Consider the following 26,159-nt stretch of genomic DNA (forward strand, 5'->3'; position numbering starts at 1 on the left):
CGCACGTATCTGGAACCGGCCCGCTCTGCCGATGCTGCGGTACCGCGCGGGCACCTACGACCAGTTCCTGAGGTCGATGCTCGCCGGATCGGCCCTCGCAGGCAAGGCGTCGCCCGGAGCGCTCACCACACGGGAACCCGACGACCCGTCCATCGCCCTCATGGAGGGCTGGGCCCTGATCGCCGACATCCTGACCTTCTATCAGGAACGGATCGCCAACGAGGGCTACCTGCGCACCGCCACCGAGCAGGAGTCACTGGTCAGGCTCGGACGGCTGGTCGGCCACCGGCCCCGCCCACCGCTCGCGGCCGGTACCTTCCTCGCCTACACCCTCGACGCCGGCACTCGCTGCACCATCCCGGCCGGATCGCAGGTGAGAAGCACTCCGGCGCCCGGAGGGCTGCCCCAGGTGTTCGAGACCGCGGAGGACCTCGACGCCCGCGCCGAATGGAACCGAATCCCGGTCCGCGCGACCGACCCCGCCTCGATCGGTCCCGATGAGGCCGAGGCCATGGGCAAGCTCGAACTCGACGGTGTCCAGCCCAACCTCGGCGCCGGTGACCGTCTGCTGTTCACGTTCGGCGACCCCAGCCGGAACCTCGTCCGCATGGTGGAGAGCACCCGACCGGATCCGTACCGCGGCCGGACCACCGTACTGCTGGACACGGCGGGTTCTGGTTCTGCACGTCAATTGCAGCGCGCGGTACAGGCCCTTCGCGAGGACGTGGACAAGACCGTGCGCAGACCCCAGCCGTCCACACCGTTCACGGACTTCCTGCGGGTGCTGCGCGACATTCTGCACGCCGGTGACATCCTCCGGGATCCGGACGCCTTGGCCGAAACACTCGACGACAAGCTGCAGTCGTTCCGCGAGCGCATCTCCGGCGCGGAGGCCGACGCGGCGCAAGCCACCGAACTGCTCGACAAGGTGGCAGCCCGGGTCACGGCAGTCCGAACCGCCGCCGAAGCCGTGACGTGCCCATCCGCGGACACGGTCGGTGAGCCCTCCCCGGTCGGTTCCGGTGGAGAACCCTCCGTCACGCCCCTCGGACTCGGCCGTCAGGTTCTGCACGGGCTCCAGCGTCCGCCCTCCCGGCCTCCTCGCAATCCCACCGAGATGGCCACCCCCGTCAGCGAACTCTTCGGCCCGGACTCCGACGCCATGTCACGCCTGCTCACCGCGAGAAATCCCCAGCTGGCCGAGACGCTCTATCGCGCCCTGGACACCGTCTCGGTCACAGCGGCCGAGCCGGCCGGTGTGCAGTGCTTCCGTGTGAAAGCAGCTCCCCTCGGTGCGACGATCGCCGACCCGGCTCGCGTCAGAAGGCTGCTGAGGTCGGCGTCCGCAGCCGCTCGGTCGGAACAGGACGACTTCACGAACGACGGGAACGTCCTCCTCCTGGACTCGGTCTACGACACGATCCTGCCGGGCAGCTGGATCGCCGTGCACCGGGCATACGGTCCCGCGACGACCCGGGTCATTCGAGTCACCGACGTCACCCAACTGTCCGTGGCCGACGAGCACTACGGCGCGCGGGTGACCCGTCTGCGGCTCGCGGAGTCGTGGGCGGAGGATCCCGACGACCTCTCCGTCCGACGCGCCACCACCGTCTGGGCCGCCGGCGAGACCCTCCCCCTCGCGGACCCCCCGGACACCTCCGTGGTCGCAGGTGACGCCATCGTGCTCGCCGGTGCCTACGAGGGACTCACGCCCGGCCGCTGGCTCATCGTCTCCGGGGAACGCGCCGACATCCCGAACGTCTCCGGGGTGCAGGGCACCGAACTGGCCATGCTCGCCGGAGTGCGGCAAGGACTCGACGCTGCGCTTCGCGGCCACGGCGTACGCACCACGCTCACCCTGACCACGGAACTCGCCTACCGGTACCGCAGGGACACCGTCGTCGTACACGGCAACGTCGTCTTCGCGACCGCGGGGGAGACGAGGAACGAGATCCTCGGCAGCGGAGACGCCACTCAGGCGGGGCAGGTGTTCCCCTTGCGTCAGGGCCCCCTCACCTGGCTGCCCGCGCGCAGGTCCGACGGTGCGAGAGAAGCCCTGACCGTCCGGGTCTCCGGTGTGGAATGGCAGCGAACCGCCGATCTGACCGCGGCCGACCCCCTCGCCCCCGTCTACCGTCTGCGCGTCGGCATCGACGGCGGAGCAGCCGTCGAGTTCGGCGACGGCCGTCACGGCTCTCGGCTGCCGACCGGCGTGGAGAACGTCACGGCCCACTACCGCATCGGCGGGGGAGCCGCGAGCAATGTCGCAGCCGGACAGGTCGACCAGGTGGTCAGCCGGCCCCTCGGGGTCAGCGGTGTCACCAATCCGCTGCCCGCCACCGGAGGCACGGACGCCGACGGCCGGGAAGAAGCCCGCCACGGTGTGCCGTTGCCGCTCAGCACCCTTGACCGACTGGTGTCGGTCCGCGACTACGAAGACTTCGCCCTGGGCTTCGCCGGCATCGGCAAAGCCGTCGCACGCCGCTGTGCCGAGGGCACTCGTCAATTCGTGCACGTGACCGTCGACGCCGCCGGCAACGCCCCCCTCGACGCCCACTCACTGCTCCTGGACGCGCTCCAGTCGGCTCTCGTCCGGTACGGGGACCCGGCGCTGCCGGTGCGCGTGGAGGCTGCTGAACGGGTACGGATCGTCCTGTCGCTCGGCGTCCGCACGTTGCCGGACCATTCGCGGGACATGGTCGAACAGGCGGTCCGGTCCGCTCTGCTGAAGCGGTTGGGCTTCGCCTCGGCGGAGCTCGCCCGGCCCGTCTTCCTGAGTACCGCCATCGCCACCGCCCAGGCGGTTCCCGGGGTGGACTTCGTGGACGTCGATGCCTTCGCCGGTATGGGGGACGATGTCGACGAGGCCGAAATCATCCGGAGCGCGAGGGAACTCACGGCCGCCCCCTGCGTTCCCGGACACCCCGCGGGGTACCGCGACACCCTCCACGCACCGGCCCCCGGGGAAACGATGGCGTCGGTGGCAGCCGCCAACGGACTCACCGAAGCACAGCTTGCGCTGCTGAATCCCGACGGCTTCCCCCGGACTCCCGGCGCGACGATGGTCGTACGGCGGGCTTTGCGCCCTGCGCAACTCGTGCTCCTCGATCCGGCGCTGCCCGAGACTCTCGTCCTGCGGAGGATCCCATGACCCCCGACCAGGTGTACGCGCTCTTGCCTGCGGTGCACCGACGGCTGGACGCGGAACGCGGCGGCAAGCTGTACGAGCTGCTCGCGGCCGTCGCCGCGCAGGCGTGCGTCGTCCAGGACGACATCGAGCGGCTCTACGACAACTGGTTCATCGAGACCTGCGACGACTGGGTGGTGCCCTACATCGGCGACCTCGTCGGCTACCGCATGCTGCCCGGGACAGCCGCCGCGCTCTCCGACTCCTCCTCGCCGGGGCACGGGCTGCTCACCGCCGCCGTGCCTCGCAGGGACGTCGCGAACACGGTCGCCAACCGCCGGCGCAAGGGCACCCTCGCCCTGCTCGAAGACCTGGCCGCCGATGTCGCGGACTGGCCCAGCCGGGCAGTGGAGAGCCGTCATCTGCTCGCCGTCACCCAGCCGGTCCGGCGATATGCCGCCGACGAACACGACGCACCGGGCCGACCGATCCGTGGCGCCCTGGTCGACGTGCGCCGAATCGACGCCCTGGACCGGATCGACGGGCCCTTCGACGAGTTGGCGCACACCGTCGAAGTGCCCCGCGCGGACGCTGCCCGCCGCATCGGCCGGTACAACATCCCAGGCGTCGGCCTCCACGTGTGGCGACTGCGGTCCCACTCGGTGACCCGGGCTCCCGCCCGCTGCGTGGACCAGGCGCGGTCGTGTTACGCGTTCAGCGTTCTCGGCCACGACACCGAGCTGTTCACCAGGCCGGTTCCCGAGCCCGGGGCCTGCCACGTCGCAGACGAGATGAATGTCCCGGCACCTGTTCGGCGCAGGGCTCTCACCGAGCGGCTGTACGACTACTACGGCCCGCTCAAGAGTGTGTGCGTATGGACAGGACCGCACCCCGAGGACGACGCCGTGGCCCCGGATCGCATCGTGTCCGCGGACCTGTCCGACTGGAGCTACGCCCCACACGCCGGCCAGGTGGCTCTCGACCCGGTTCTCGGACGCATCAGGTTCTCCCAGCAGACAGACCTGCAGCGAGGGGTACGAGTGACCTACCACCATGCGTTCTCGCACGACTTCGGCGGAGGCGAGTACCCGCGTCCGCAGGACACCGTGGCCCCGACTGTCGCGTACTACCGGGTCGGGCCGGGTGAGGAACACACCGACCTCACCGCTGCGTTGGAGCGATGGCGCTCCGAAAGACCGCACCACACCGAAGCGGTCGTCGAGATCACTGGCAACGACGTCCATCATGACCTGCAGGACATCACTCTCGGGCCCGAGGACCGCCTCACCCTGCGAGCCGAGGACGGCTCACGACCGGTGCTCGCACTGTCCGACAGGACCGAGGACGCCTCCGCCCTGCGGATCACGGGCACCGGGCCGCGCCGTGCGCTCCTGCCGAGCATCGTCCTTGACGGCCTCCTGGTCACCGGAGGCAGCGTCCAGGTCCGGGGCGAGGTGGGACAACTCGTGGTACGCCACTGCACGTTCGTGCCCGGCTGGTCCCTCGACGCGCAAGGTCTGCCGCGGTCACCCGAGGAGGCAGGCCTGGAACTGATCGACACGCCGGTTTCCGTAGAGGTGGAGCACAGCATTCTCGGCACCGTCGTCGTCAGCGGGGACGAGACCGCGACGGAACCCAACAGGATCTGCTTCTCCGACAGCGTCCTCGACGCCACCCACCGGGACTTCGCTGCGCTGGCCGCTCCGGAGGGGCGGTACGCTCACGCGCTTCTCACGGCACGGCGAACCACCGTCATCGGGTCCGTACGGACCCGCGCCGTCGACGTGGTGGAGAACTGTGTGCTGGACGGCGACGTCCAGATCGCCGAGCGGACCAGGGGACGTATCCGTTTCAGCTGGCTGCCGCCCGCCTCCCGTACCCCGCGCCGCCTGTTCTGTCAGCCCGAGCACTCGGGTGACCCGGACCGTGTCGCGCTGAAGTTCGCCGGCACGCGGTACGGCACACCCGACTACGTCCGACTCGCCGACACATGTGCCGAGGAGATCCTTCGCGGAGCGGACGACGGGTCGGAGCCCGGGGCGCTGCACGACCTCTACCGTCCGCAGCGTCAGGACAACTTGCATGCCCGCCTCGCCGAACACACCCCGGTCGGGTGCGACGCGGGAGTCTTCTTCGTCACGTGACGCACTGCCCCGCCGACCACTGCCCAGCCGTCACCAGTCCACCCCGTCCTTCAGGGAGCGCAACCGCATGCAGGGAGACTTCTCTCGGCTCACCTTCGACCCGGCCCAGCGTTTTTCATCCGTGCTTTCTCAGCAGGGACGGGTACAGCTCGACTCCGAGATCAACGAACAGACAGCGATCCTGCTGCACTACATGCGCACCTTGGCCGCCGACCTGCTCGGTCCGGTGGCGTTCCCTGCCGGCCCCGGCCGGGGCCCCGGCGGGTTCTGCGTCGACACGTTCGACGGAAGCAACTTCACCGTGACGCCTGGCCGGATCTACGTGGACGGAATTCTCTGCGAATGCGACGGCACCGACTACTGGAGCCAGCCGGACGGACAATTCGATCCAGGGCGGCGGGAGCGTGACCAGCTCCCCAGCAGCCCGTTCATGATCTATCTGCGGGTCTGGGAGCGGCTGGTCACGGCTGTGGAAGCGCCCCGCATTCGCGAGGTCGCTCTGGGGCTGCACGGCCCTGACACGACCGTGCGCACCCGTGTGGTCTGGCAGCTGTGCTGGATGGGCCTGGACAGCGAGACCTTCACTCCCGACATGAAGACAGCACCGCAGGTCCTGCGTGATGAGATCGGCCGGAGGTTCCGGCCCCGGCCCCTGCTTTCCGCCCGCGTCCGCAACCCGGAGAGCGACGGAGTACCCAGTGACGTGACGCCGCAGTCCGGATACCGCGGGCCGGAGAATCAGCTCTACCGAGTGGAGGTGCACCGGGGTGGAACCGCAGAGACCGCGACGTTCAAGTGGTCCCGGGAGAACGGCTCGGTGACCCTGCCCGTCAAAGCGGTCAACAGCGCATCGATCGAGCTCGCGACGCTGGGCCGGGACGTCAGACTCGGGCTCGACATCGACGACGTGGTGGAGATCGTCGATGACGCTTCCGTCTGCCGGGCCGCCACCGACGCGTGGGAGGAGGAATGCCCTCGCCTCTACACCGTCAAGGAGATCGACCACGCCGGACGAACGGTCGTCCTCGACCACGATCCGGCCACCGATCCGTACCAGCCGGACGTCGGAACGGTCTCCGCACGTCACCCGGTGCTTCGCCGCTGGGACCACGGAACGGCGGGGAGGGGCGAGAGCCACGACCCCGCTACCGGCGTCAACAGCGAGGGCACCCAGCACGTCAGGGAGGGAGTCTGGCTTGCGCTCGAGGACGGCCTCGAAGTGCGCTTCGAGGGAGATGTCGAGCGTGCTCCGCAATATCGCCGCGGTGACTACTGGACGATTCCGGTCCGGGCCGCGACCGGTGACGTCGAGTGGCCCAGAGGGCTCAACGGCCGGCCCCAGCCAAGACGACCTCAGGGCATCGACTACCACTACGCACCCCTGGCGGTCGTCATGCCACAAGCCTCCGGCGATCACACGGTGGTCGATCTGCGAGTGCCGTTCCCCCTTCGACACCAGTAGTCACGATGACCTCGCGGACGGCCTCTCACCGACCTTACGGCTGCCCCGAGGGCTGCATTCCTGACATCACGACGAAGAACACGACCATGGCCACGACGAAGAGCAGGAAAATCGCACATCCTATCTTCGAGTACGACCTGGCAGAGACGTCAGCGCCGGTCGTCAGATTGTGCAGTTTCTTGACCCGCAGCGTTCCGGACCGCATGCGACCACTCGCGCGAATCCGGTCGCCGTTGGCCACGGAACCTTCGAAGATCACCCCCTTCATCTCGATCGGTACGATTCTCACCCGGTCGAGGGCGTCGTCATATTCCTCGACCCGCAGATTGAGGACGAACTGGCTCGCCGCATCCTTTCCCCCATGCTCTGTCCGGGTCTGGACATCACGGACCGTGCCCTCCACGATTCCGCTCTCCGTCCTCGGGGGAGGCGGCGGGGGAGGCGGTGGGGGCGGGGGAGGCGGTGACGGAGGCGGAGGGGAAGGCGGGGCTGGGGGTTCCACGACACCGTCATACGGATCCGTGGCGTCGAATCGGTAGCCGCAGCGAGCGCACGTCTTGGCTGTCGGCGATCTCCGCTGACGGCTACCGCAGTTCTCGCACGACACCCATCCGCTCTCCATGCGCCCACTCCTGATACACCCACCAGACCTCGGCCTGGCTCCGAGGGCGACGCAGCGACTGAAATCCGTCAGCACTGAGCCCTGCACCTCCCATGCTGACGTGATGTGTTACGGGTTGCAACCTGAGTACCCATGCCGTCTGACCTGGCCAGATGCGCGTATGGCAGGAATGCGCCCGCGATGGGGCCGGGGTGATTCCGCGCGGTGGTCAGGCCGCCTGCTGTCGCACCGACGTCGCATCCCCCGGCCCTGACAGAGACGGGATGCGGGTGGTCCTCGATGCGGGGCATCTCGTGAGGGCCGGCCGGCCTGAACTTCCGAAATTGGTGTGACGCCCAGGTGAGCGGGTGACGATTCTTCCCGGTGCTGGAATTTCTTCCAGAGCATCGGCATTCAAGGGTACGAACGTCTGTGGCACCGCTCCGTGCCGGCGCTGGCTGCAGTCGGCTGCGGACGGTCGGGCGGTGGACAGGACGACGGGCATCCGGCCCTTGGAGTATCGACAGGCGATACGGGTCCGGCACATCGCGTCTCCCGCAGTAGGCCGGCGGCCGTGTCAGAGGACGGACGGAGCTGTGGGCGCCGCTCCTGACTGCCGTCCAGCCCGCCTTCGTGACGGTGATCACGGACGCCCATCGGGGGTGCTGCGTAGGCTTGGGCCGTCGCCCCGGTGGGTCCGCGAGAGTGGGCGAAGCCTTCCCCGGCTACCTGGGGGAGCATCAGAAGAGCCGGCAAGTGGTCAGCATGAGTCCTGAAGAAACTGAGGAACACTGCCCGGACGTGCGACCGGTTGTAAAGTGTGGAAACAGCCCTTGACCTGCAAAAAGGCAGGCAGGGAGCCTATCTGTGGGAGTGCCCCGATGTTGCGTACCATGTTCAAGTCCAAGATCCACCGCGCCACCGTCACCCAGGCCGACCTGCACTACGTGGGATCCGTGACGATCGACGCCGACCTGCTGGACGCCGCCGATCTGCTGCCCGGTGAGCTGGTGCACATCGTGGACATCACCAACGGCGCCCGGCTCGAGACCTACGTCATCGAGGGCGAGCGCGGCTCCGGTGTGGTGGGGATCAACGGGGCCGCCGCCCATCTCGTCCACCCCGGCGACCTGGTGATCATCATCAGCTACGCTCAGGTCACCGACGCCGAGGCGCGGTCGCTGAAGCCGCGGGTCGTGCACGTGGACGGCGACAATCGCATCGTGAAGCTCGGTGCGGACGCGTCCGAACCGGTGCCGGGAACGGACCAGGAGCGCAGCCCCCAGGCCGTGTCGGCCTGACCCCCTTCACGCGAGGAGCGTGCCCGTGAGCGACATCGAGATCCGTGACGACCGGGCGGCGGGCCGCCTGGAGGCCAGGGCCGACGGCGAGGTCGTCGGCCGCATCGAGTACTTCGTCCTCGAGGCCCCCGAGCGCGCCCTCGTTCCCGTGCACACCGTCGTCGAGCCGGCCCACGAGGGCAAGGGCATCGCGGGCTCGCTCGCGCGTGAGCTGTACACCATGGCGCGGGGCGAGGGCGTCACCGTCGCCCCGCTGTGCCCGTACGTCGTCAAGTGGGCCGCCCGCCACCCGGAGGAGGCCCCCGCCGCCGACCCCGAGCTGCTGCGCGCGGCGAAGGAGTGGCTCGTCGCCCACCCCGGCCGGTTCTGACACGTGCTGGCCCTGCTGCACACCTCACCCGTCCACATACCGGTCTTCGACGCCCTGCGCGACGTGGCGCATCCCGGCCTCGCCCTGCGCCACCACGTGGACGCCGGGCTGCTGGACCGGGCCCGGCGCGAGGGGCCGCAGGCCGTGCGGGCGGACGTGCTGACCGTGCTGCGGCGGGCCGTCGCCGACGGCGCGCGAGCCGTGCTGTGCACCTGCTCGACCCTCGGCGGCATCGCCGAGGACGCCGCGGACGCCGCCGGAGTGCCCGTGCTGCGGGTCGACCGGCCGATGGCCGCCGCCGCGGTGGCCGCCGGCCCGCGCGTCGTCGTCCTCGCCGCCCTGGAGAGCACGCTCGCGCCGACCCGGGCGCTCCTCGCGGAGGAGGCCCGGCGTGCCGGCCGCCCGGTCGAGGTGCGGACACGCCTGGTCGACGGTGCCTGGCCGTGCTTCGAGGCCGGCGACACCGACCGCTACGCACAGCTGGTGGCCGACGCGGCCGACGCGGTCACCGGCGCCGACGCGATCGTCCTCGCCCAGGCGTCCATGGCGCCCGCCGGGCGGCTCACGGCCACCCGGGTCCCGGTCCTGGCGAGTCCCGCACCGGGACTGGCCGCCGGGGCGCGGGCCGTGCGGAACGGCCGGCCCGCGGTCCGACGGGCTCCGTGACGCTCCGGCAGGCGCGGGCGCATCGGCCACTCGGGTCCCGTCCGTTCTGCGGGGGAGTGAGTGGGGACACCGCGGTCGGGTAGGCGGGGGACAAGTCCAGAGCCGCTGTCGACCGACTGGCCGGAGGACCCAGCCATGACGAACCCGTATCCGGATCCCGTCCCGCCCGGTCCCACCCCGGGCCCGGACCCGACACCCGCGCCTCCGACACCCGGACCGGGCCCGGAGCCGACGCCCCCGCCGGACCCCGGCCCGGTGCCGGCCCCGCAGCCCCCCGGGCCGGGACCCGAGCCGACGCCGCAGCCCCCGGGCCCCGGGCCCTCGCCGGGCCCGGTGCCGGCCCCGCCGCCCCCGCACCCCGGTCCGCCGGAGCCCTCACCGTCACCGATCCCGCCGGGGCCGGAGCCGGTCCCCGACCCGGAACCGGGGCCGCCGCTCACCTGACCTGCGCGCCGAGGGCCTCGACCGGCGTCGCCTTACGCCGTGACCTCCGACCGGTCCCCGCCCCACAGCGTGTGGAACGAGCCCTCCCGGTCCGTCCGACGGTACGTGTGCGCGCCGAAGTAGTCCCGCTGTCCCTGAGTCAGCGCCGCCGGCAGCCGGTCGGCGCGCAGGGCGTCGTAGTAGGCGAGGGCCGCGGCGAAGCCGGGCGTGGGGACACCCTGGCGGATGGCGGCGGTCAGGACCTCGCGCCAGTCGTCCTGGGCGTCGGCGATCTCCCGGGCGAACGTCTCGTCCGACAGCAGGCTGGGCAGGTCCGGCCGGGCGTCGTACGCGGCGCGGATGCGGTCCAGGAAGGCCGCGCGGATGATGCAGCCGCCGCGCCAGATCGAGGCGACCGCGCCCAGGTCGATGTCCCAGCCGTACTCCTCACTGCCCGCCGCGATCTCGTGGAAGCCCTGCGTGTACGACACGATCTTCGACGCGTACAGCGCCTGCTCCACCCGGTCGGCGAAGGCCGCCGCCTCCGCCTCGCCGAGCGGCTTCGCCTCCGGGCCCGCCAGCCCGCGCGAGGCCTCGCGCAGCGCCGCGTGCCCGGACAGCGACCGGGCGAAGACCGCCTCCGCGATGCCCGACACGGGCACCCCCAGGTCCAGCGCGATCTGCACGGTCCAGCGGCCCGTGCCCTTCTGCTCCGCCTGGTCGACGACGACGTCCACGAACGGCTTGCCCGTCGCCGCGTCCACGTGCGACAGCACCTCCGCCGTGATCTCGATCAGGTACGAGTCGAGGCGGCCGGTGTTCCAGGTGCGGAAGATGTCCGCGATCTGGGCGGGGGAGTACCCGGCGACGTCGCGCAGCAACTGGTACGCCTCGCCGATCAGCTGCATGTCGGCGTATTCGATGCCGTTGTGCACCATCTTCACGAAGTGCCCGGCGCCGTCGGGACCGACGTGCGTCACACAGGGCGCCCCGTCCGCCGCCTTCGCCGAGATCTTCTCCAGCATCGGGCCCAGCGAGGCGTACGACTCCCGCGAGCCGCCCGGCATGATGCTCGGACCGTTGAGGGCACCCTCCTCGCCGCCGGAGATGCCGGTGCCGACGAAGTGGATGCCCTGTTCACGCAGGGTGCGCTCGCGGCGGCGGGTGTCTGCGAAGTGGGCGTTGCCGCCGTCGATGATCATGTCGCCGGGCTCCAGCAGCGGCGCGAACTCCTCGATCACCGCGTCGGTCGGGTCGCCGGCCTTCACCATGATCACCAGGCGGCGGGGGCGCTCCAGCGCCGCCACGAACTCCTTGGCGGTCTCGGCGGCCACGAAGTCGCCCTCGTCCCCGAACTCCTCCACCAGCGCGTGCGTGCGCGACGCGGTCCGGTTGTGCACCGCGACCGTATAGCCGTTGCGGGCGAAGTTACGGGCGAGGTTGCGGCCCATGACCGCGAGTCCCGTCACGCCGATCTGCGCTGCAGTGCTCATTGGCTTGGCTCCTCATGGCCTCGGTGATCTCGGTGTCGATGGTGCCGGTCGTGCGCGTCAGTATGCCGCCGGACCATCCTGACGTGCCGGTACACCGGTCGCACGTCCTGGCCCGGCGCCCTCCAGTACGTACGGCAGGGGCCCGCGGCCTCACCGCCCGGGCGTGCTGCCCGGCCAACGGGCGCTGTTTCTTCGCCACTTGACGTGACCAACCGGCTGATTGCCGTCTTGTCATGGCCTGTTAGCGGCCTTTACTTTTGCCCCTCCTGACGCAATGTCGAGGGGGACACCCATGGCCGTACGCGGCCGGCACCGCCGGTACCAGCCGAACAGGATCAACCGGGCCTCACTGACCGTCACCGCGGGAGGCGCCGGGATCGCGCTGCCGCTCATCGGCACCGGCACCGCCCAGGCGGCCGATGTGGAGACCTGGGACAAGGTCGCCGCCTGCGAGTCCAGCGGCGACTGGGACATCGACACCGGCAACGGCTACCACGGCGGCCTGCAGTTCACCCAGTCCACGTGGGAGGCGTTCGGCGGGACCGCCTACGCGCCGCGTGCGGATCTGGCCACCAAGGACCAGCAGATAGCCGTCGCCGAGAAGGTGCTGGACGGACAGGGACCCGGGGCCTGGCCGGTGTGCTCGGTGCGGGCCGGACTGACCCGGGGCGGCGAGACGCCCGACGTGCACCCGGCCGGGGGTGCGGGGGCGGAGGAGGGCGCGGCCGGGAAGTCCGCGGGGGCATCCGGCAAGGCACCCGACGTACGCCCGCAGACCACACCGCAGTCCCGGGCCGGGAAGGCCCGGATGTACACGGTGGTCACCGGCGACACCCTGTCCGGCATCGCCGACAGCCACCGCGTCCCGGGCGGCTGGGAGGGCCTGTACGAGGCGAACCGCGCCTCGATCGGGGCGGACCCCGACCTGATCCTGCCCGGTCAGCGGCTGGCGCTGCGCGGTGAGCGCGCGGCCACGGCGCCCCGCGCCGAGCACAAGGCGTCTCCGGCGGCCGAGCCGAAGCAGCAGCCGAAGAAGAAGCCGGCCGAGCAGCGGCGGACCGCGGAGAAGCCCGCCAAGGAGAAGCCGGCCCAGCAGAAGCGGACCGGGAAGCCGTCCTCGTTCGCCGGCAAGAGCAAGGCCACCAGCGGTCACGCCCTCGTCGCCCCCGTCGACGCCTCCACCGGCACGCCGTACCACCAGGCGGGCTCGTCCTGGTCGAAGGGCTACCACACCGGCGTCGACTTCCCCGTCCCCACCGGCACCTCCGTCAAGTCCGTCGCCGCGGGCCGGGTCGTCAGCGCCGGGTGGGGCGGTTCCTACGGGTACCAGGTCGTGGTCCGCCACTCCGACGGCCGCTACTCCCAGTACGCGCACCTGTCGGCGATCTCCGTGAAGGACGGCCAGTCCGTGGGCGCCGGCCAGCGCATCGGACGGTCGGGCTCCACCGGCAACGTCACGGGCCCGCATCTGCACTTCGAGGTGCGGACGGGGCCCGGCTTCGGCTCGGACGTCGACCCGGTGGCGTATCTGCGGGCCGGCGGCGTCAGGATCTGATCCGCACCCGGCGCTGGTCGAGGACGGGCAGCGGGACGTACGGGTTGGCGTAGAAGGACCCGAACGAGACGAACCGGTCCTCGGCCGCGGGCTCCGTCGCTTCGGGAGCGGGGTACGCCTCCGCGGCGGCCACGGTGGCGGGGACCGGCGCCGGGACCGGCCCGGGGAGGAACACCTTCGTGGGGTGCGGGGCGAGCGGCGGCGCGACCGCGGCGGGGATCACCGGCTCGACCGTCACCGGCACCTCCGGTCCCCGCTCGCCACGGCCGGATCCGGCCGCCGTCGGCACGGCCGCCGCGCAGGCCGCCTCCACCCCGGAGAGCACACCGGTCCCGGACACCGGACCGTCGTCGGCCAGGGCCTCCGCGCGGGTCCCTGCCACGGCCTCCGCCGCGGCCTCCCGCGCGAGCCGTTCCGTCGTCAGCAGGATCAGTCCGCCCGCGGCCACCACGCCGCAGCCGAGGGCGAGCACGGTGCCGGTCGTGCCGTAGCGGAAGGACTCGCCGAACATCGTGATGCCGACGACCGCGGCCACCACCGGGTTCACGACCGTCAGCACCGCCAGCGGGGCCGCGAGGCCGGCGCCCCGGTAGGAGGCCTGCGACAGCAGCATGCCGGCCGTGGCGAGCACGCCGATCACCGCCAGGGACGGCAGGTCGGCGGCCGACACGCCGCCGGTCCAGTCGACCGCCACCGTCTTGGTGAACACCGAGGACATGCCGAACGCGATGCCGGACGCGGTCGCCAGCAGCACGCTGCGCACCGCCGGATGCCGCTGGGCGGCGCGGCCCGCGATCATCAGCGTCACGATCGCGCCGGCCGTCACCACGGCCACCGCCACGCGCTGCGTCGTGTCCAGGGACTGGGCGTCGGCCGCGCCGACCAGGGACAGCAGGCCGGCGAGACCGACCGTCGCCATGATCGCGCCCCGCCAGGCCGTCGCACCGGCCCTGCGCCCGACGAACAGCGCCGCCATCGGCAGCGCGAACACGATGGTGAGCGCCCCCAGCGGCTGCACCAGGCTCAGCGGACCGCAGGCGAGTGCCACCACGTGCAGCAGACCGCCGAGGCCGTTGAGGCCGACCGCCGCCCACCAGCCGGGCCGGCGCAGCGGCGCGTACTGGACCTCGCCCGAGGACGCCGCGACGCGCTCCTGCACGATCGCCCCGCCCGCGTACGCGACGGCGGAGACGAGCGACAGCAGCACGGACAACGCGAGGGCGCTCATCGGCTGCTCCTCTGCGAGAGGCGGGGGCCCGGGGCCCGCTGCGGCGAACGGTCGTCTTCCATGAAGAACACGATGCCGTCTCAGGATCTTCCCGTCGTCGTCCCTGAGCACTCATTGAGTCCTACTACCGATGGAGTACGAGGACGGCGCCGTCCTCCCCAGGGTGGGCGCCGCGCGTCGAGGACCCCTGACCGTGCCCCGTAGGGGCCTTGATACTACTGCTCTCCGTGGACCTCGACCCCGGCCTCGCCGCCCTCCGCCCGCTCGGCGGCTTCTTCGTGCTGCGCGCCTCCGGCCCGCCCCCGCACCGTCCGCTCGCCACCCTCGCCCACGCCTACCGGGAGAACCCCGTCGACGGGCCCTCCCACGGGCCCGCGTTCGACGACCCCCTCGCCTTCCGCGTCCGGAAGGTCGCCGCCGCACTCGGCGCCCCAGAGACCCGGATCGCCGCCTCCGTGGCGCACCAGGGGCTCGCCGCCCGTCTCTGGTCGGTGACGCTCGGCTGTGCCGTCCTGTACGGCCGGGTCCCCCTCCTGGAACCCGGTCTGCTTCACTGGGACCCCGACGCCACCGCCCCCGACGACCTCTGGCTCGCCGGGACGCGTCCGGCTGCGGCGCCCACGCGGCCGGGGGACGCCGCCACCGTGGCGGAGGCCGTGCTCGACGGCCACCTGGCACCACTGACGGCGGCCCTGCGCGCCCGGTACCGCCTCGCGGCCGGCCTGCTGTGGGGCAACGCCGCCTCCGCCCTGGCCGGCGCCGGCCGCGAACTGGACCGCTGGGCCCGCCGCCACGGCCGTACCGACGCCGCCGCCCGCGCCCGCTCGCTCACCGCCGGACTGCTCGGGCACCCGCTCCTCGCCGGCACCGGCACCCTGACCGGCGCCGGCACCGCCTTCCGGCGCCGCAGCTGCTGCCTCTACTACCGCGTGCCCGGCGGCGGTGTCTGCGGCGACTGCTGCTTCTCCCGGCCCCCGCGCTCTTCCCCGGACGCCCCGTCTGAGTGACCATGAGGGGACCAGCCGCCGAGCAGGGGGAGGTTCCGGGTGCGTGTGGGACTGCTGACCCGGGAGTACCCGCCCGACGTGTACGGCGGCGCGGGTGTCCACGTCGAGTTCCTCGCCCGGGAGCTCGGCCGCCTCGTCGACCTGGACGTGCACTGCTGGGGCGAGGGGCGCGCCGACGGCGTGCTGCGCCACCGCCCGTGGACCGCCCTCGACGGCGCCAACGACGCGCTGCGCACCTTCTCCGTGGACCTGGCCATGGCCGCCGCCCTGGAGGGCCGCGAGCTCGTCCACTCCCACACCTGGTACGCGAACCTCGGCGGCAGCCTCGCCCAGCGGCTCCACGGCATCCCGCACGTCGTGACCGCGCACTCGCTGGAGCCGCTGCGCCCCTGGAAGGCCGAGCAGCTCGGTGGCGGTTACGCCCTGTCCGGCTGGGCCGAACGCACCGCCGTCGAGTCCGCCGACGCCGTCGTCGCGGTCTCCGGCGCCATGCGCGAGGACATCCTGGCCTGCTATCCGGCCCTGGACGCGTCCCGGGTCCACGTGATCCACAACGGCATCGACACCGGCCTCTACCGGCCCGACCCGGACACCGGCGTCCTGGAGCGGATCGGCCTGGACCGTTCCCGGCCGTACGTCCTGTTCGTCGGCCGCATCACCCGCCAGAAGGGCGTGCCCCACCTGCTGCGGGCGGTGCGCGGCATCGATCCGGCCGTTCAGGTCGTGCTGTGCGCGGGCGCCCCGGACACCCCGGAGATCGACCGCGAGTTCCGCGACCTGTTCGCCGGACTGAGCCGGACCCGCGAGGGTGTGCACTGGATACCGCGGATGCTGCCGCGCCCGGAGGTGATCCAGCTGCTGACCCACGCCGCCGTCTTCGTGTGCCCCTCGGTGTACGAACCCCTGGGCATCGTCAACCTGGAGGCGATGGCCTGCGGCACGCCTGTGGTGGCGTCCCGCGTCGGCGGCATCCCCGAGGTCGTGGCGGACGGCGAGACGGGAGTGCTCGTCCCCAGGGACGAGGACGGGGGCGACCACGGGGACGAGGAGTTCGAGGCGGGCCTGACCCGGGCGCTGGACTCCGTCCTCGGCGACCCGGCGGCGGCCCGGCGCATGGGCGAGGCGGGACGGCGGCGCGCGGTGGACGAGTTCGGCTGGGACGCGGTCGCCCGCCGCACGGTCCGGCTCTACGAGGAGACGCTCGAACAGGCTTAGGCGGCCGGGCCCACGGGCAGGCATGGGCCACCAACGAGGGTGAGGGGAGCGGCCATGCGTCGTGGTGGTCCTTCGGTGCTCGGAATCGTGCTCGCGGGCGGGGAGGGCAAGCGTCTGATGCCCCTGACCGCCGACCGCGCCAAACCCGCGGTCACCTTCGGCGGCACGTACCGCCTGGTCGACTTCGTGCTGTCCAACCTGGTGAACGGCGACATCCTGCGGATCTGCGTGCTCACGCAGTACAAGTCGCACTCGCTGGACCGGCACATCACCACCACCTGGCGGATGTCCAGCCTGCTCGGCAACTACGTCACCCCGGTCCCCGCCCAGCAGCGCCTCGGGCCGCGCTGGTACCTGGGGAGCGCCGACGCGATCCTCCAGTCGCTGAACCTGGTGCACGACGAACAGCCCGAGTACGTCGCGGTGTTCGGCGCCGACCACGTCTACCGGATGGACCCGCGCCAGATGCTCGCCCAGCACATCGAGTCCGGCGCGGGCGTCACCGTCGCCGGGATACGGGTGCCGCGCACCGAGTCCTCGTCGTTCGGCGTGATCACCCCGGGGCCCGACGGCCGCACCGTCACCGGCTTCCTGGAGAAGCCCGCCGACCCGCCGGGGCTCGCCGACGACCCGGACCGCGTCTTCGCCTCGATGGGCAACTACGTCTTCACGACCAAGGCCCTCGTCGACGCCCTGCAGCGGGACGCCGAGGACCCGCGGTCCGTGCACGACATGGGCGGCTCGATCCTGCCTCAGCTCACCGACCGGGGCCAGGCCGCGCTCTACGACTTCAGCGGCAACCACGTGCCGGGGGAGACCTCCCGCGACCAGGGCTACTGGCGGGACGTCGGCACCCTCGACGCGTACTACGACGCCCACATGGACCTGATCGCCGAGCGGCCCGCCTTCAACCTCTACAACCGGGACTGGCCCGTCTACACCCACTCCGCCCAGCTGTCCCCGGCCCGCTTCAACGCGGGCGGCATGGCCGGCGAGTCGATCATCAGCGCGGGGTGCCTGATCCGCGGCCAGGTCACCCGGTCCGTGCTGTCGCCGGGCGTGGTCATCGACCCCGGGGCGGTCGTGCAGGGCTCGGTGCTCCACGACAACGTGCACATCGGCCGGGGCGCCGTGGTACGCGGGGCGGTGCTGGACAAGAACGTGGAGGTGCCGCCGGGCGCGACGATCGGCGTCAACCCGGAGCGGGACGCCGACCTGTACACCGTGTCCAAGGGCGGGGTCATCGCCCTCGGGAAGGGGCAGCGCGTGCCCTGACCGCACCACGAGCGCTCCGCGACGGCCCAGCGGAGGTCCACGGCCTGGAGGGCGAGCAATACAACCAGTCCACCCCCGGCGCCGCGGCTTGAGGTCCACGCCACCACGCCCTGGATCAACGGACCGGTGCCCGGCGCCGCGCCCGTCTTCCGCCGGACCCGGGCCCGCGTCGCGGCCAATCCGTTCACCCACGACACCGTGCCCGTCCAGCCCCCGCCGAGGCCTGCCGCATCCCCGAGCGGGTCGCGGACGACGAGCACGTGGTCGCGCCGCTCCAGCCGGGCCCGCCCGCTCCACCGCGCCGGTCGAGAAGGTCACCCTGATTCCGGTGGCCGCCGCCCGGCTGCGCACCGTCTCCTTCCCGACCGCCGCTCCGGACGGCACCCCGGGGTCCCCGGACCGCCCTTCCGACGCGTCCGGAACAAGCACATCGGCAAGGTGCTCGCCGTCGACGGCATGTCCACGGCCAACAACGCGCGCGTCGTGCAGTACGGGGACAACGGCACCGACGACCACCTGTGGCGCTTCGTCTGAGCTGACGCGCCCGGCCCGGCACCGCACGGCCCGGCACCGCACGGCACGACGGCGTGACGGCCCTACGCCGGTCGGCCCGCAGCCGTACGGGTGGGGAACGGCGGCGGGCCCGGTCACCGGGTCCGCCGCCGTGAGCACAGACCCCCCATGGTCCCGGCAGCCCTGCCCCTGTCGACGAGGGCGTGACTTTAATCTCCCGTTAACGGTGCGTAACCCGATCGTACTTGACCGTAGTCGCGGGGGAGGGTTTGACTGTTCGTCCCTCCGTCGTCCTTGCGAGGCGCCCCCGTGACTGCCGATCCGCTCGCTCCCCTCGACCTGGCGTTCTGGAACATCGAGTCCGCCGAGCACCCCATGCACCTCGCGGCGCTCGGCGTCTTCCCGGCCCACTCGCCCACCGCGGGCGCCCATGCGGCGGACCTGCTCGCGGCCCGCGCGCCGGCGGTCCCCGGGCTGCGGATGCGGATCCGGGACACGTGGCAGGCGCCGCTCGCCCTGCGCCGGCCCCTCTCCTTCGGCGGCGCCACCCGCGAGCCCGACCCGCACTTCGACCCGCTCGACCACGTCCGGCTGCACGCCCCGACGACGGACTTCCACGCCCGCGCCGGCCGCCTGATGGAGCGCCCGCTGGAGCGCGGCCGGCCGCCCTGGGAAGCACACGTGCTGCCCGGCGCGGACGGCGAGTCCTTCGCCGTGCTGTTCAAGTTCCACCACGCCCTGGCCGACGGACTGCGCGCCCTGGCCCTCGCCGCGGGCGTCCTCGACCCCATGGACCTGCCCGCGCCCCGGCCCCGGCCCGAGACGCCCCGGCGCGGCCTCCTGCCGGACGTGCGCACCCTGCCGGGCCTGGTCCGCGGCGCCCTGTCCGACGCGGGACGCGCCCTGGACATCGGCGCCTCCGCCGCCCTGGCCGGCCTCGACGTGCGCTCCTCGCCCGCCCTCACCGCCGAGCCCTCCGGCACCCGCCGCATCGCGGGCACGGTCGTCGACCTCGACGACGTGCACACGATCCGCAAGACCGTCGGCGGCACCGTCAACGACGTCGTGATCGCGGTCGTCGCCGGTGCCCTGCGCCGCTGGCTGGACGAGCGCGGCGACGGCAGCGAGGGCGTCGCACCCCGCGCCCTGATCCCCGTCTCCCAGCGCCGCCCCCGCACCGCCCACCCGCAGGGCAACCGGCTCTCCGGCTACTTGACGCGGCTTCCGGTCGGCGACCCCGACCCGCTGTCCCGGCTGGGCACCGTGCGCGCCGCGATGGACCGCAACAAGGACGCCGGACCCGGGCGGGGCGCCGGCGCGGTCGCCCTGCTCGCCGACCACGTCCCGGCGCTCGGCCACCGGCTCGGCGGCCCCCTCGTCGGCCAGGCCGCCCGGCTCTGGTTCGACATCCTCGTCACCAGCGTGCCCCTGCCCAGCCTCGGCCTGCGGCTCGGCGGACACCCGCTCACCGAGGTCTATCCGCTCGCCCCGCTGGCCCGCGGCCACTCCCTGGCGGTCGCCGTCTCGACATACCGGGGGAGGGTCCACTACGGGCTGGTCGCCGACGCGAAGGCCGTGCCGGACCTCGACCGGTTCGCGGTGGCCCTGTCCGAGGAGGTGGAGACCTTGCTCACTGCCTGCGGTCCCTGACGTGGACGGGTTTGGATCCGGGCCCCGCGCTGAATAAAATCCGCTGTTCGACAGCGGCCGCGTCTCGGAGCGCCGCCACGGTGACCCAGGGAACGGCAGCGGCGATGACGGTGACACAGGACGGCCCGGCGACCACGGACGAGGTGAACGCCTCCACGTACGGCCCCGGCATCGACCCGGAGCGGCTCGCCGTCTGTCTGAGCGTGCTGAAGGAGCTCGACGAGCTGGACGTCGACCACCCCGACGCGATCGCGGTCCGCCGGGCCACCTCGCACATCTACCGGATGGTCAAGCAGCGCCGCCGCCAGGAGCGCCGGGCCGCCAAGACGGCGCACGACAAGGCGGTCACCGAGGCCACCGCCACCGGGTCCGCCGAGCGCATCGACGACGAGACCGAGGGCATCCTGCCCTCCTCCCGCACCGAGGAGGGCTCGATCGCGGGGATACTCCAGCGTCCGCGCTCCTGCTACGTCTGCAAGGGGCGGTACGTCGAGGTCGACTACTTCTACCACCAGCTCTGCCCGGACTGCGCCGCCGAGAACCGGGCCCGGCGCGACGCCCGCGCCGACCTCACCGGCAAGCGCGCGCTGCTCACCGGCGGCCGGGCCAAGATCGGCATGTACATCGCGCTCCGGCTGCTGCGGGACGGCGCGCACACCACGATCACGACCCGGTTCCCCAAGGACGCCATCCGCCGCTTCAAGGCCATGGACGACTCCGCCGACTGGATCCACCGCCTGGAGGTCGTCGGCATCGACCTGCGCGACCCCGCCCAGGCCGTGGCGCTGGCCGACCAGGTCACCGAGCAGGGCCCGCTCGACATCCTGATCAACAACGCCACCCAGACGGTGCGCCGCCTGCCCTCCGCCTACGCCGCCCTCGTCGACGGCGAGAGCGCCCCGCTGCCGGCCGGCGAGCTGCCCGCCCACCACGTCATCGGCGCCTTCAACTCCGGTGCGGTGGACGGACTGGCCGCGCTGCCCGTCGGCGCCTCCGGGCTCGACGCGCAGAAGGTCGCCGACCTCGCCCTGGTCGCCGGCAACGCCAGCGTGGTCCGGCACCGCGAGGGCACCGCCATCGACGCCGGCGGCCTGCTCCCCGACGTCGTCGACACCAACACCTGGGTGCAGACCATCGAACAGATCTCCCCGGTGGAGCTGCTCGAGACCCAGCTGTGCAACTACACGTCGCCGTTCATCCTCATCAGCAAGCTCCGGCCGGCCATGGCCGAGGCCGCGCGCCGGGCCTCCTCGGGACGCGCCTACGTCGTCAACGTCTCCGCGATGGAGGGCGTGTTCGCCCGCGGCTACAAGGGCGCGGGCCACCCGAACACCAACGCCGCCAAGGCCGCCATGAACATGGTGACGCGGACCAGCGCCCAGGAGATGTTCGACACCGACCGCATCCTGATGACCTCGGTCGACACCGGCTGGATCACCGACGAACGCCCCCACTACGACAAGCTGCGCCTGGCCGAGGCAGGCTTCCACGCCCCGCTCGACCTGGTCGACGGCGCCGCCCGCGTCTACGACCCGGTGGTGCGCGGCGAGGCGGGCGAGGACCTGTACGGCGTCTTCCTCAAGGACTACGCGCCCGGCAAGTGGTGATGGGGCGACGGGCCGACGGACGTAATCCGCTGGCCCGTTCACCGGCGGCCGTCCTACCGTGGAGGTGCGCCGGCGTGCCCGGTGCGCCGGGGTCACGCGTACTTCGTGGTTCGACTCCATACGGGCCCCCTCGGGCCCGTCGCCCACTCCCGGCGGGCACCGCGCGGCCACCCTGATCTCGGGCACGCCTCGCGCGCACCCGCGGCGGAACCGGTCAGTCGACCGCTCCCAGCCGCGAGTTGCGTGCCGCCAGCAGCTCCAGCACCGTGCGCCAGTCCTCCAGGACCCCGGCGTCGAAGACGGCGGTACGCGCCTCCTCGTCGGCCTGGCGCAGGCCGAGCACGTCGTCGTCGCGGGACCGGGCGTCCGCGAGGGCGTGCCCGTACAGCAGATGCGCCACGCGCGGGCCGAGCAGCGGCCGGACCGCGTCGCCCGTGCGGCCGGCCGGGCCGCCCGGCCACAGCAGCCTCCCCGCCACCGACACCAGCCCCGCCACCTGGAGCTCCTTGTCGGCGGGGCGCCGCCGGCGCAGCAGCGCCGCGGTCCGCAGCGCGTGCCCGTACGGATCCGCGGGGCCGTCGCCGTGACCGGAGGGCGGCCGTGCGCCCCGGCAGGCGTACAACAGGTCCATCAGCTCCTCGACACTGCGCAGTTCCATGCCCCGGTCCCTCCCACGAGACAGCCGTTGCGGACCGCCAGCCCACCATGGCGAGCTTGCGACGCAGCCAACGGCACCTGAACGGCACGGCCACCCGGCGCCGGCATCCGAAGACGCGGCCGGGATGTGAGCCGAACGGGTGAGCCGCGCACCGGGCGAAAAGTGAGGAATCGCGGCAGACTGTCCCCAACTGAGCGCGGGGCGGCGGGCAATGGTTGCCCCATGTTTTTGAGCCCCATAGAGCGCACCCCCGCTCATCTGGTTAATCTGGAGCGGACGGACAGACACTACCGGGGGCGTACCCGCACCCACGGTCCGTCATGGGACGAGCCCGTCCACAACGGCCCGCTCCCGCACGAGTTACCGGCGCCACCGCGTCCGAACTGCATGCGACTCAGACCCGAGCGGGCGCCGAGTGCCGGACGGCAGACTGGCCGACAGGCCCCGAGGGTGACCCGACACATAAGGAGTGCGCGGTGACACCGGAGACGACGACGAACCCCGAACAACGCCCCGAGGAACGCGCCGGGCGCGCGGGACGCCGGCCAGGAGAGATCGGCAGCCTCGACGTGTGGGCGCGGTCCGCCCCCATCCGCCTCGCGGGCTACGAGGACGACCTCGCCGAGCCGCACATCCTGCCCAGCGTGGACTGAGCCCCGCGGCGCTCGCCGGCAGCATGGGCGTGCCAGACTCACGCCCATGCTGATCAGGGAAGCGACGGCCGGCGACTGGCCGCAGATCTGGCCCTTCTGGCACCGCATCGTCGCGGCCGGCGAGACCTACGCCTGGGACCCGGACACCCCCGAGGACGCGGCCCGGGAGCTGTGGATGAACCCCGCCAAGCGGGTCCACGTCGTCGAGGACGACACCGGCACCGTCGTCGCCTCCGCCTATGTCACCCCCAACTACGGCGGCCCCGCCGCCCGCATCGCCAACGCCGGCTTCATGGTCGACCCCGACCGGGCCGGCCGCGGCACCGGCCGGGCCCTCGCCGAGTACGTCCTGGAGAGTGCCAGGGCCGACGGCTACCGGGGCATGGTCTTCAACGCCGTCGTCGAGACCAACCCGGCCGTCCGGCTCTGGACCGCCCTCGGTTTCACGATCCTCGGCACGGTCCCGGACGCCTTCGACCATCCGCGGCACGGGCCGGTCGGCCTGCACATCATGTACCGCGCTCTCTAGGACCGGTCAGTCCAGCGGCGCCGTACGCCGCCACGGGCGCAGCGCCTCGATCCGCTCCGCCAGTTCCAGCAGCGTCGCCTCCGACCCCGGGCGCCCCACCAGTTGCACGGCGCAGGGGGCGCCCGACGGCAGTGCCCCGAAGGGCACGGACATCGCGGGCCAGCCGGTCAGGTTCCACGGCGGGGTGAACGGGGAGTACGCCGAGTTGGCCGCCACATTGCGCAGCCAGCCCCGCTCGTGCCACGGGCCCGCCTGGGGCGAGCGGCGGGCCAGCGCCGGGGTGAGCAGCACGTCGTACTCGGCGAAGAACGGCTCCAGGCGCTCGCGCAGCCGCTGCCGGCTCTCACCGCCGGTCACGGTGCGCACGAAGCGTCGCCCGATGCCCGCGTGCACCCGGGTGCGCCGCGTCAGCCGGCGCGGGTCGAGTCCCCGTGCGTCCACCGAGGTGCCCGCCGTCCAGTGGGCCACGGCGGTCAGGCCCAGCGACGCCGGGTAGGGCGGGTCGGCCCGCCGTACCTGGTGCCCGGCCCGCATCAGCACCCCGGCCGCCTCCCGGACGGCGTCCGCGTACGGGCGGGAGACGGTGACGCCGGCGAGTGGGCTGCGGAGGGAGACGGCGACCCGGAGGGTGTCCGGGACCGTGCGGCGGAACCGTCCGCCTTCCGTCGTGTCGTCCGCGGCGTCGGTCTCGGGGGCGTCCGCGAGCACCGAGAGCATCAGGCGGGCGTCCTCGACGGTGGTGGCCAGCGGCCCGTTCTCGGACATGCCGAACCAGTCGCCGTCACCGATGCCGGCCGGGACCACGCCGTGGCCCGGCTTGATGGTGACCAGTCCGCAGTTCGCCGCCGGGATGCGCAGGGAGCCCATGCCGTCGTTGCCCAGTGCGAGGGGCACCAGCCCGGCGGCGACCGCGGCGGCGCTGCCGCCCGACGAACCGCCCGCCGTGCGCGTCGGGTCCCACGGGTTGAGGGAGGTGCCGTGCACGCCCTCGGTGGTGCCGAACACGCACAGCTCGGGCACGTTCGTCAGCCCCACGACCACCGCGCCCGCCGCCCGCAGCCGCGCCACGGTGACGTGGTCGGCCGTCGCCGGCGTGTCCGGCGTCGCGGCGGAACCGACCCGGGTGGACTCGCCGCGCACCGCGAGGTTGTCCTTGACGGCCACCGGGACGCCGGCCAGCGGCAGTTCGGCCAGATCGTCCCGGGCGCCCACCTCCTCGGCCTCGACCAGGGCCGCCTCGGCGCGGACCGTCCGGAAGGCACCGACGCCGCCGTCGAGCCGCTCGATGCGGGCGAGGTGCTCCGCCACGACCTCGCGCGGCGTGACCCGCTTCTCCTGTACGGCGGCGGCGATCTCGGTGGCGGTCCGGCCGGCCCAGTCGGTCACGGGAGCTCCTCGGTGATGCGGGAACGGGATTACTGGTGAGTACGCAGACAGCACTCTGCCCGCCCGGACGCCTCCCGTCGAGGGTCCGGGACCTGTCGGCCACGCCGCTCAGGCGGACCGGGCCGGTCCGGTGCTCTCCCGCTCGATCAGCCGCGGCACCGGAACCCGGACCGTGCGGGCCGGGCCGCCGTCCAGCAGGGCGGTCAGCTCCGTGGCCGCCGTGCGGCCGAACTCCACGCTGTCCCGGGACAGCGCGGACAGCCACGGCCTGACCATGCGGCACAGCGCCGAGTCCTCCCAGGCCACCACGGACACGTCCGCCGGCACCGAGAAGCCGAGCCCGGTCGCGGCGGCGATCCCGGCGACGGCCATCACGTCGTTGTCGTAGATCAGGGCCGTCGGGGGAGCGGCGGCCTCCAGGACCCGGCGGGTGACGGCGGCCCCCTCCGCGTCGGAGTAGTCGGTCGGCACGGACTGCACCTCGAGGCCGCGCCGCGCCGCCTCGGCGCGCAGGGCACGGATCCGGCGCTCGGTGTGGGCGAGGCCCGGCAGCCCCGCGATGTGCGCGATCCTCCGGTGGCCGAGCGCGTGCAGCCCGTCCACCAGCGCGGCCATCGCGCCGGCGTCGTCCGCCCACACCGTCGACAGTCCCGGATGCCGCTCGTCCGGCGCCCCGCCGATCACCACGGCGGGCAGCCCGAGTCCGTCGAGCAGGTCGGGGCGCGGATCGTCGGTGCGCGGGTCCACCACCAGCACACCGTCCACGCGGTGCTCGGCCCACCAGCGCCGGTAGACCGCGCACTCGTCCTCGACGTCCGCGGCCACCTGGAACAGCAGGCCGAGATGGCGCCGGGCCAGCACCTCCTGGATGCCGGAGACCAGTTGCAGGAAGAACGAGTCCACGCCCAGCGTGTGCGCGGGCCGGGCCAGCACGAAGCCGATCGTCGCGGCGCCCTCGCCGGACAGGGCGCGGGCCGCCGTACTGGGCCGCCAGCCCAGCTGCTCGGCGACCCGGCGCACCCGGTCCCGGGTGATCTCGGAGACCCCCGGCCGGTCGTTCAGCGCGAACGACACCGCGCTCTCGGAGACCCCGGCCCGCCGCGCGATGTCCTTCATCGTCGGCCGGCGCGCGGCGGGCCGCTTGGCGGGCATGCGCGCTCCTTTCTTCACCGTGCGAGCTAAAGCGCTTGAGTGAAAAGATCCTAAAGCGCATTAGTCCTTCCCGGCAAGCACCCGTCCATGCCGCTCTGACCTGCACTAATGTTGCCCTGGTTTCATTAGTCGGCGTGAATCCAT

General features: G+C 72.6%; 20 protein-coding genes and 1 pseudogene. 15 read left to right on the forward strand and 6 right to left on the reverse strand.

Annotation, left to right across the window (positions count from 1 at the left end; all coding sequences use genetic code 11):
• Positions 1-31 precede the first annotated feature (31 nt).
• The 3 genes from AB0E77_RS12340 to AB0E77_RS12350 all read left to right on the forward strand — a co-directional run bounded on the left by AB0E77_RS12340 (position 32) and on the right by AB0E77_RS12350 (position 6,733).
• Positions 32-3,151: a putative baseplate assembly protein gene (locus AB0E77_RS12340; RefSeq protein ID WP_361569066.1), complete on the forward strand. Its 3,120-nt coding sequence runs from the start codon at positions 32-34 to the stop codon at positions 3,149-3,151.
• Positions 3,148-5,271 carry a hypothetical protein gene (locus AB0E77_RS12345; RefSeq protein WP_361569067.1) on the forward strand — a complete coding sequence of 708 codons (2,124 nt, stop codon included), beginning with the start codon at positions 3,148-3,150 and terminating at the stop codon, positions 5,269-5,271. The genes AB0E77_RS12340 and AB0E77_RS12345 overlap by 4 nt, the downstream gene beginning before the upstream one ends.
• A gap of 67 nt (positions 5,272-5,338) precedes the next feature.
• Positions 5,339-6,733 (forward strand): DUF6519 domain-containing protein, encoded by a 1,395-nt coding sequence (locus tag AB0E77_RS12350; RefSeq protein ID WP_361569069.1) that lies wholly within the window; start codon positions 5,339-5,341, stop codon positions 6,731-6,733.
• 34 nt (positions 6,734-6,767) lie between these two features.
• On the opposite strand, the gene AB0E77_RS12355 is transcribed toward AB0E77_RS12350, so the two are convergent.
• Positions 6,768-7,136 (reverse strand): hypothetical protein, encoded by a 369-nt coding sequence (locus AB0E77_RS12355; protein WP_361569071.1) that lies wholly within the window; start codon positions 7,134-7,136, stop codon positions 6,768-6,770.
• Between the two features lie 1,079 nt (positions 7,137-8,215).
• On the opposite strand from AB0E77_RS12355, the gene panD reads away from it, so the two are divergent.
• Genes panD through AB0E77_RS12370 form a run of 3 tightly spaced genes read left to right on the forward strand, consistent with a single transcriptional unit; the run spans position 8,216 to position 9,671 of the window.
• Complete coding sequence (panD, locus tag AB0E77_RS12360; RefSeq protein ID WP_361569073.1) at positions 8,216-8,635, forward strand: aspartate 1-decarboxylase; 420 nt, start codon at positions 8,216-8,218, stop codon at positions 8,633-8,635.
• Between the two features lie 25 nt (positions 8,636-8,660).
• Positions 8,661-9,005 (forward strand): GNAT family N-acetyltransferase, encoded by a 345-nt coding sequence (locus AB0E77_RS12365; RefSeq protein WP_361569075.1) that lies wholly within the window; start codon positions 8,661-8,663, stop codon positions 9,003-9,005.
• A 3-nt stretch (positions 9,006-9,008) separates the two neighbouring features.
• The gene (locus AB0E77_RS12370; protein ID WP_361569077.1) at positions 9,009-9,671 is read left to right on the forward strand and encodes an aspartate/glutamate racemase family protein; all 663 of its coding nucleotides are present in this window, start codon (positions 9,009-9,011) and stop codon (positions 9,669-9,671) included.
• 476 nt (positions 9,672-10,147) lie between these two features.
• Here the strand turns inward: AB0E77_RS12370 and gndA are convergent, their stop codons facing one another.
• The gene (gndA, locus tag AB0E77_RS12375) at positions 10,148-11,587 is read right to left on the reverse strand and encodes an NADP-dependent phosphogluconate dehydrogenase (RefSeq protein ID WP_361569079.1); all 1,440 of its coding nucleotides are present in this window, start codon (positions 11,585-11,587) and stop codon (positions 10,148-10,150) included.
• Positions 11,588-11,879: 292 nt separating this feature from the next.
• Between gndA and AB0E77_RS12380 the strand changes: the two genes are divergently transcribed.
• The gene (locus AB0E77_RS12380; RefSeq protein WP_361569081.1) at positions 11,880-13,142 is read left to right on the forward strand and encodes a transglycosylase family protein; all 1,263 of its coding nucleotides are present in this window, start codon (positions 11,880-11,882) and stop codon (positions 13,140-13,142) included.
• Here AB0E77_RS12380 and AB0E77_RS12385 read toward each other — a convergent pair.
• On the reverse strand, positions 13,132-14,370 hold the full coding sequence (locus tag AB0E77_RS12385) for a DMT family transporter (RefSeq protein ID WP_361569083.1): 1,239 nt from the start codon (positions 14,368-14,370) through the stop codon (positions 13,132-13,134). The two genes, AB0E77_RS12380 and AB0E77_RS12385, sit on opposite strands and share 11 nt — an antisense overlap.
• Before the next feature lie 227 nt (positions 14,371-14,597).
• Between AB0E77_RS12385 and AB0E77_RS12390 the strand changes: the two genes are divergently transcribed.
• From AB0E77_RS12390 to AB0E77_RS12415, 6 genes and pseudogenes are all read left to right on the forward strand, one after another.
• The gene (locus AB0E77_RS12390; RefSeq protein ID WP_361569085.1) at positions 14,598-15,377 is read left to right on the forward strand and encodes a (2Fe-2S)-binding protein; all 780 of its coding nucleotides are present in this window, start codon (positions 14,598-14,600) and stop codon (positions 15,375-15,377) included.
• A 39-nt stretch (positions 15,378-15,416) separates the two neighbouring features.
• Positions 15,417-16,592, forward strand: a complete 1,176-nt coding sequence (gene glgA, locus AB0E77_RS12395) for a glycogen synthase (RefSeq protein ID WP_361569087.1) — start codon at positions 15,417-15,419, stop codon at positions 16,590-16,592.
• Between the two features lie 54 nt (positions 16,593-16,646).
• A complete protein-coding gene (glgC, locus tag AB0E77_RS12400) occupies positions 16,647-17,867 on the forward strand; it encodes a glucose-1-phosphate adenylyltransferase (RefSeq protein ID WP_361569088.1) in 1,221 nt (406 codons plus the stop codon).
• Positions 17,868-18,038: 171 nt separating this feature from the next.
• Positions 18,039-18,398 (forward strand): annotated as a pseudogene (locus AB0E77_RS12405) (RICIN domain-containing protein); the annotation flags it as partial.
• Between the two features lie 291 nt (positions 18,399-18,689).
• On the forward strand, positions 18,690-20,030 hold the full coding sequence (locus tag AB0E77_RS12410; protein WP_361569090.1) for a wax ester/triacylglycerol synthase family O-acyltransferase: 1,341 nt from the start codon (positions 18,690-18,692) through the stop codon (positions 20,028-20,030).
• Between the two features lie 104 nt (positions 20,031-20,134).
• On the forward strand, positions 20,135-21,637 hold the full coding sequence (locus tag AB0E77_RS12415) for an SDR family NAD(P)-dependent oxidoreductase (protein ID WP_361569092.1): 1,503 nt from the start codon (positions 20,135-20,137) through the stop codon (positions 21,635-21,637).
• Positions 21,638-21,851: 214 nt separating this feature from the next.
• On the opposite strand, the gene AB0E77_RS12420 is transcribed toward AB0E77_RS12415, so the two are convergent.
• The gene (locus AB0E77_RS12420; RefSeq protein WP_361569093.1) at positions 21,852-22,295 is read right to left on the reverse strand and encodes a hypothetical protein; all 444 of its coding nucleotides are present in this window, start codon (positions 22,293-22,295) and stop codon (positions 21,852-21,854) included.
• A gap of 476 nt (positions 22,296-22,771) precedes the next feature.
• Between AB0E77_RS12420 and AB0E77_RS12425 the strand changes: the two genes are divergently transcribed.
• Positions 22,772-22,948 carry a hypothetical protein gene (locus tag AB0E77_RS12425; protein WP_361569095.1) on the forward strand — a complete coding sequence of 59 codons (177 nt, stop codon included), beginning with the start codon at positions 22,772-22,774 and terminating at the stop codon, positions 22,946-22,948.
• A gap of 46 nt (positions 22,949-22,994) precedes the next feature.
• A complete protein-coding gene (locus AB0E77_RS12430) occupies positions 22,995-23,477 on the forward strand; it encodes a GNAT family N-acetyltransferase (protein ID WP_361569097.1) in 483 nt (160 codons plus the stop codon).
• A 6-nt stretch (positions 23,478-23,483) separates the two neighbouring features.
• On the opposite strand, the gene AB0E77_RS12435 is transcribed toward AB0E77_RS12430, so the two are convergent.
• Entirely contained in the window at positions 23,484-24,863 is a 1,380-nt protein-coding gene (locus AB0E77_RS12435; RefSeq protein WP_361569099.1) for an amidase, read from the reverse strand.
• 108 nt (positions 24,864-24,971) lie between these two features.
• Positions 24,972-26,015 carry a LacI family DNA-binding transcriptional regulator gene (locus AB0E77_RS12440; protein ID WP_361569101.1) on the reverse strand — a complete coding sequence of 348 codons (1,044 nt, stop codon included), beginning with the start codon at positions 26,013-26,015 and terminating at the stop codon, positions 24,972-24,974.
• Positions 26,016-26,159: the final 144 nt, after the last annotated feature.

Source organism: Streptomyces sp. NPDC032940, from assembly GCF_040636935.1.
Classification (GTDB): Bacteria; Actinomycetota; Actinomycetes; order Streptomycetales; family Streptomycetaceae; genus Streptomyces.

Bases quoted from the DNA above. Each gene is read 5' to 3' on its own strand.
- AB0E77_RS12340 (WP_361569066.1), top strand. From the start codon at position 32: ATGCTGCGGTACCGCGCGGGCACCTACGACCAGTTCCTGAGGTCGATG.
- AB0E77_RS12380 (WP_361569081.1), top strand. From the start codon at position 11,880: ATGGCCGTACGCGGCCGGCACCGCCGGTACCAGCCGAACAGGATCAAC.
- AB0E77_RS12430 (WP_361569097.1), top strand. From the start codon at position 22,995: ATGCTGATCAGGGAAGCGACGGCCGGCGACTGGCCGCAGATCTGGCCC.
- AB0E77_RS12345 (WP_361569067.1), top strand. From the start codon at position 3,148: ATGACCCCCGACCAGGTGTACGCGCTCTTGCCTGCGGTGCACCGACGG.
- AB0E77_RS12440 (WP_361569101.1), bottom strand. From the start codon at position 26,015: ATGCCCGCCAAGCGGCCCGCCGCGCGCCGGCCGACGATGAAGGACATC.
- AB0E77_RS12415 (WP_361569092.1), top strand. From the start codon at position 20,135: ATGACGGTGACACAGGACGGCCCGGCGACCACGGACGAGGTGAACGCC.
- panD (WP_361569073.1), top strand. From the start codon at position 8,216: ATGTTGCGTACCATGTTCAAGTCCAAGATCCACCGCGCCACCGTCACC.
- glgC (WP_361569088.1), top strand. From the start codon at position 16,647: ATGCGTCGTGGTGGTCCTTCGGTGCTCGGAATCGTGCTCGCGGGCGGG.
- AB0E77_RS12350 (WP_361569069.1), top strand. From the start codon at position 5,339: ATGCAGGGAGACTTCTCTCGGCTCACCTTCGACCCGGCCCAGCGTTTT.
- gndA (WP_361569079.1), bottom strand. From the start codon at position 11,587: ATGAGCACTGCAGCGCAGATCGGCGTGACGGGACTCGCGGTCATGGGC.
- AB0E77_RS12385 (WP_361569083.1), bottom strand. From the start codon at position 14,370: ATGAGCGCCCTCGCGTTGTCCGTGCTGCTGTCGCTCGTCTCCGCCGTC.
- AB0E77_RS12420 (WP_361569093.1), bottom strand. From the start codon at position 22,295: ATGGAACTGCGCAGTGTCGAGGAGCTGATGGACCTGTTGTACGCCTGC.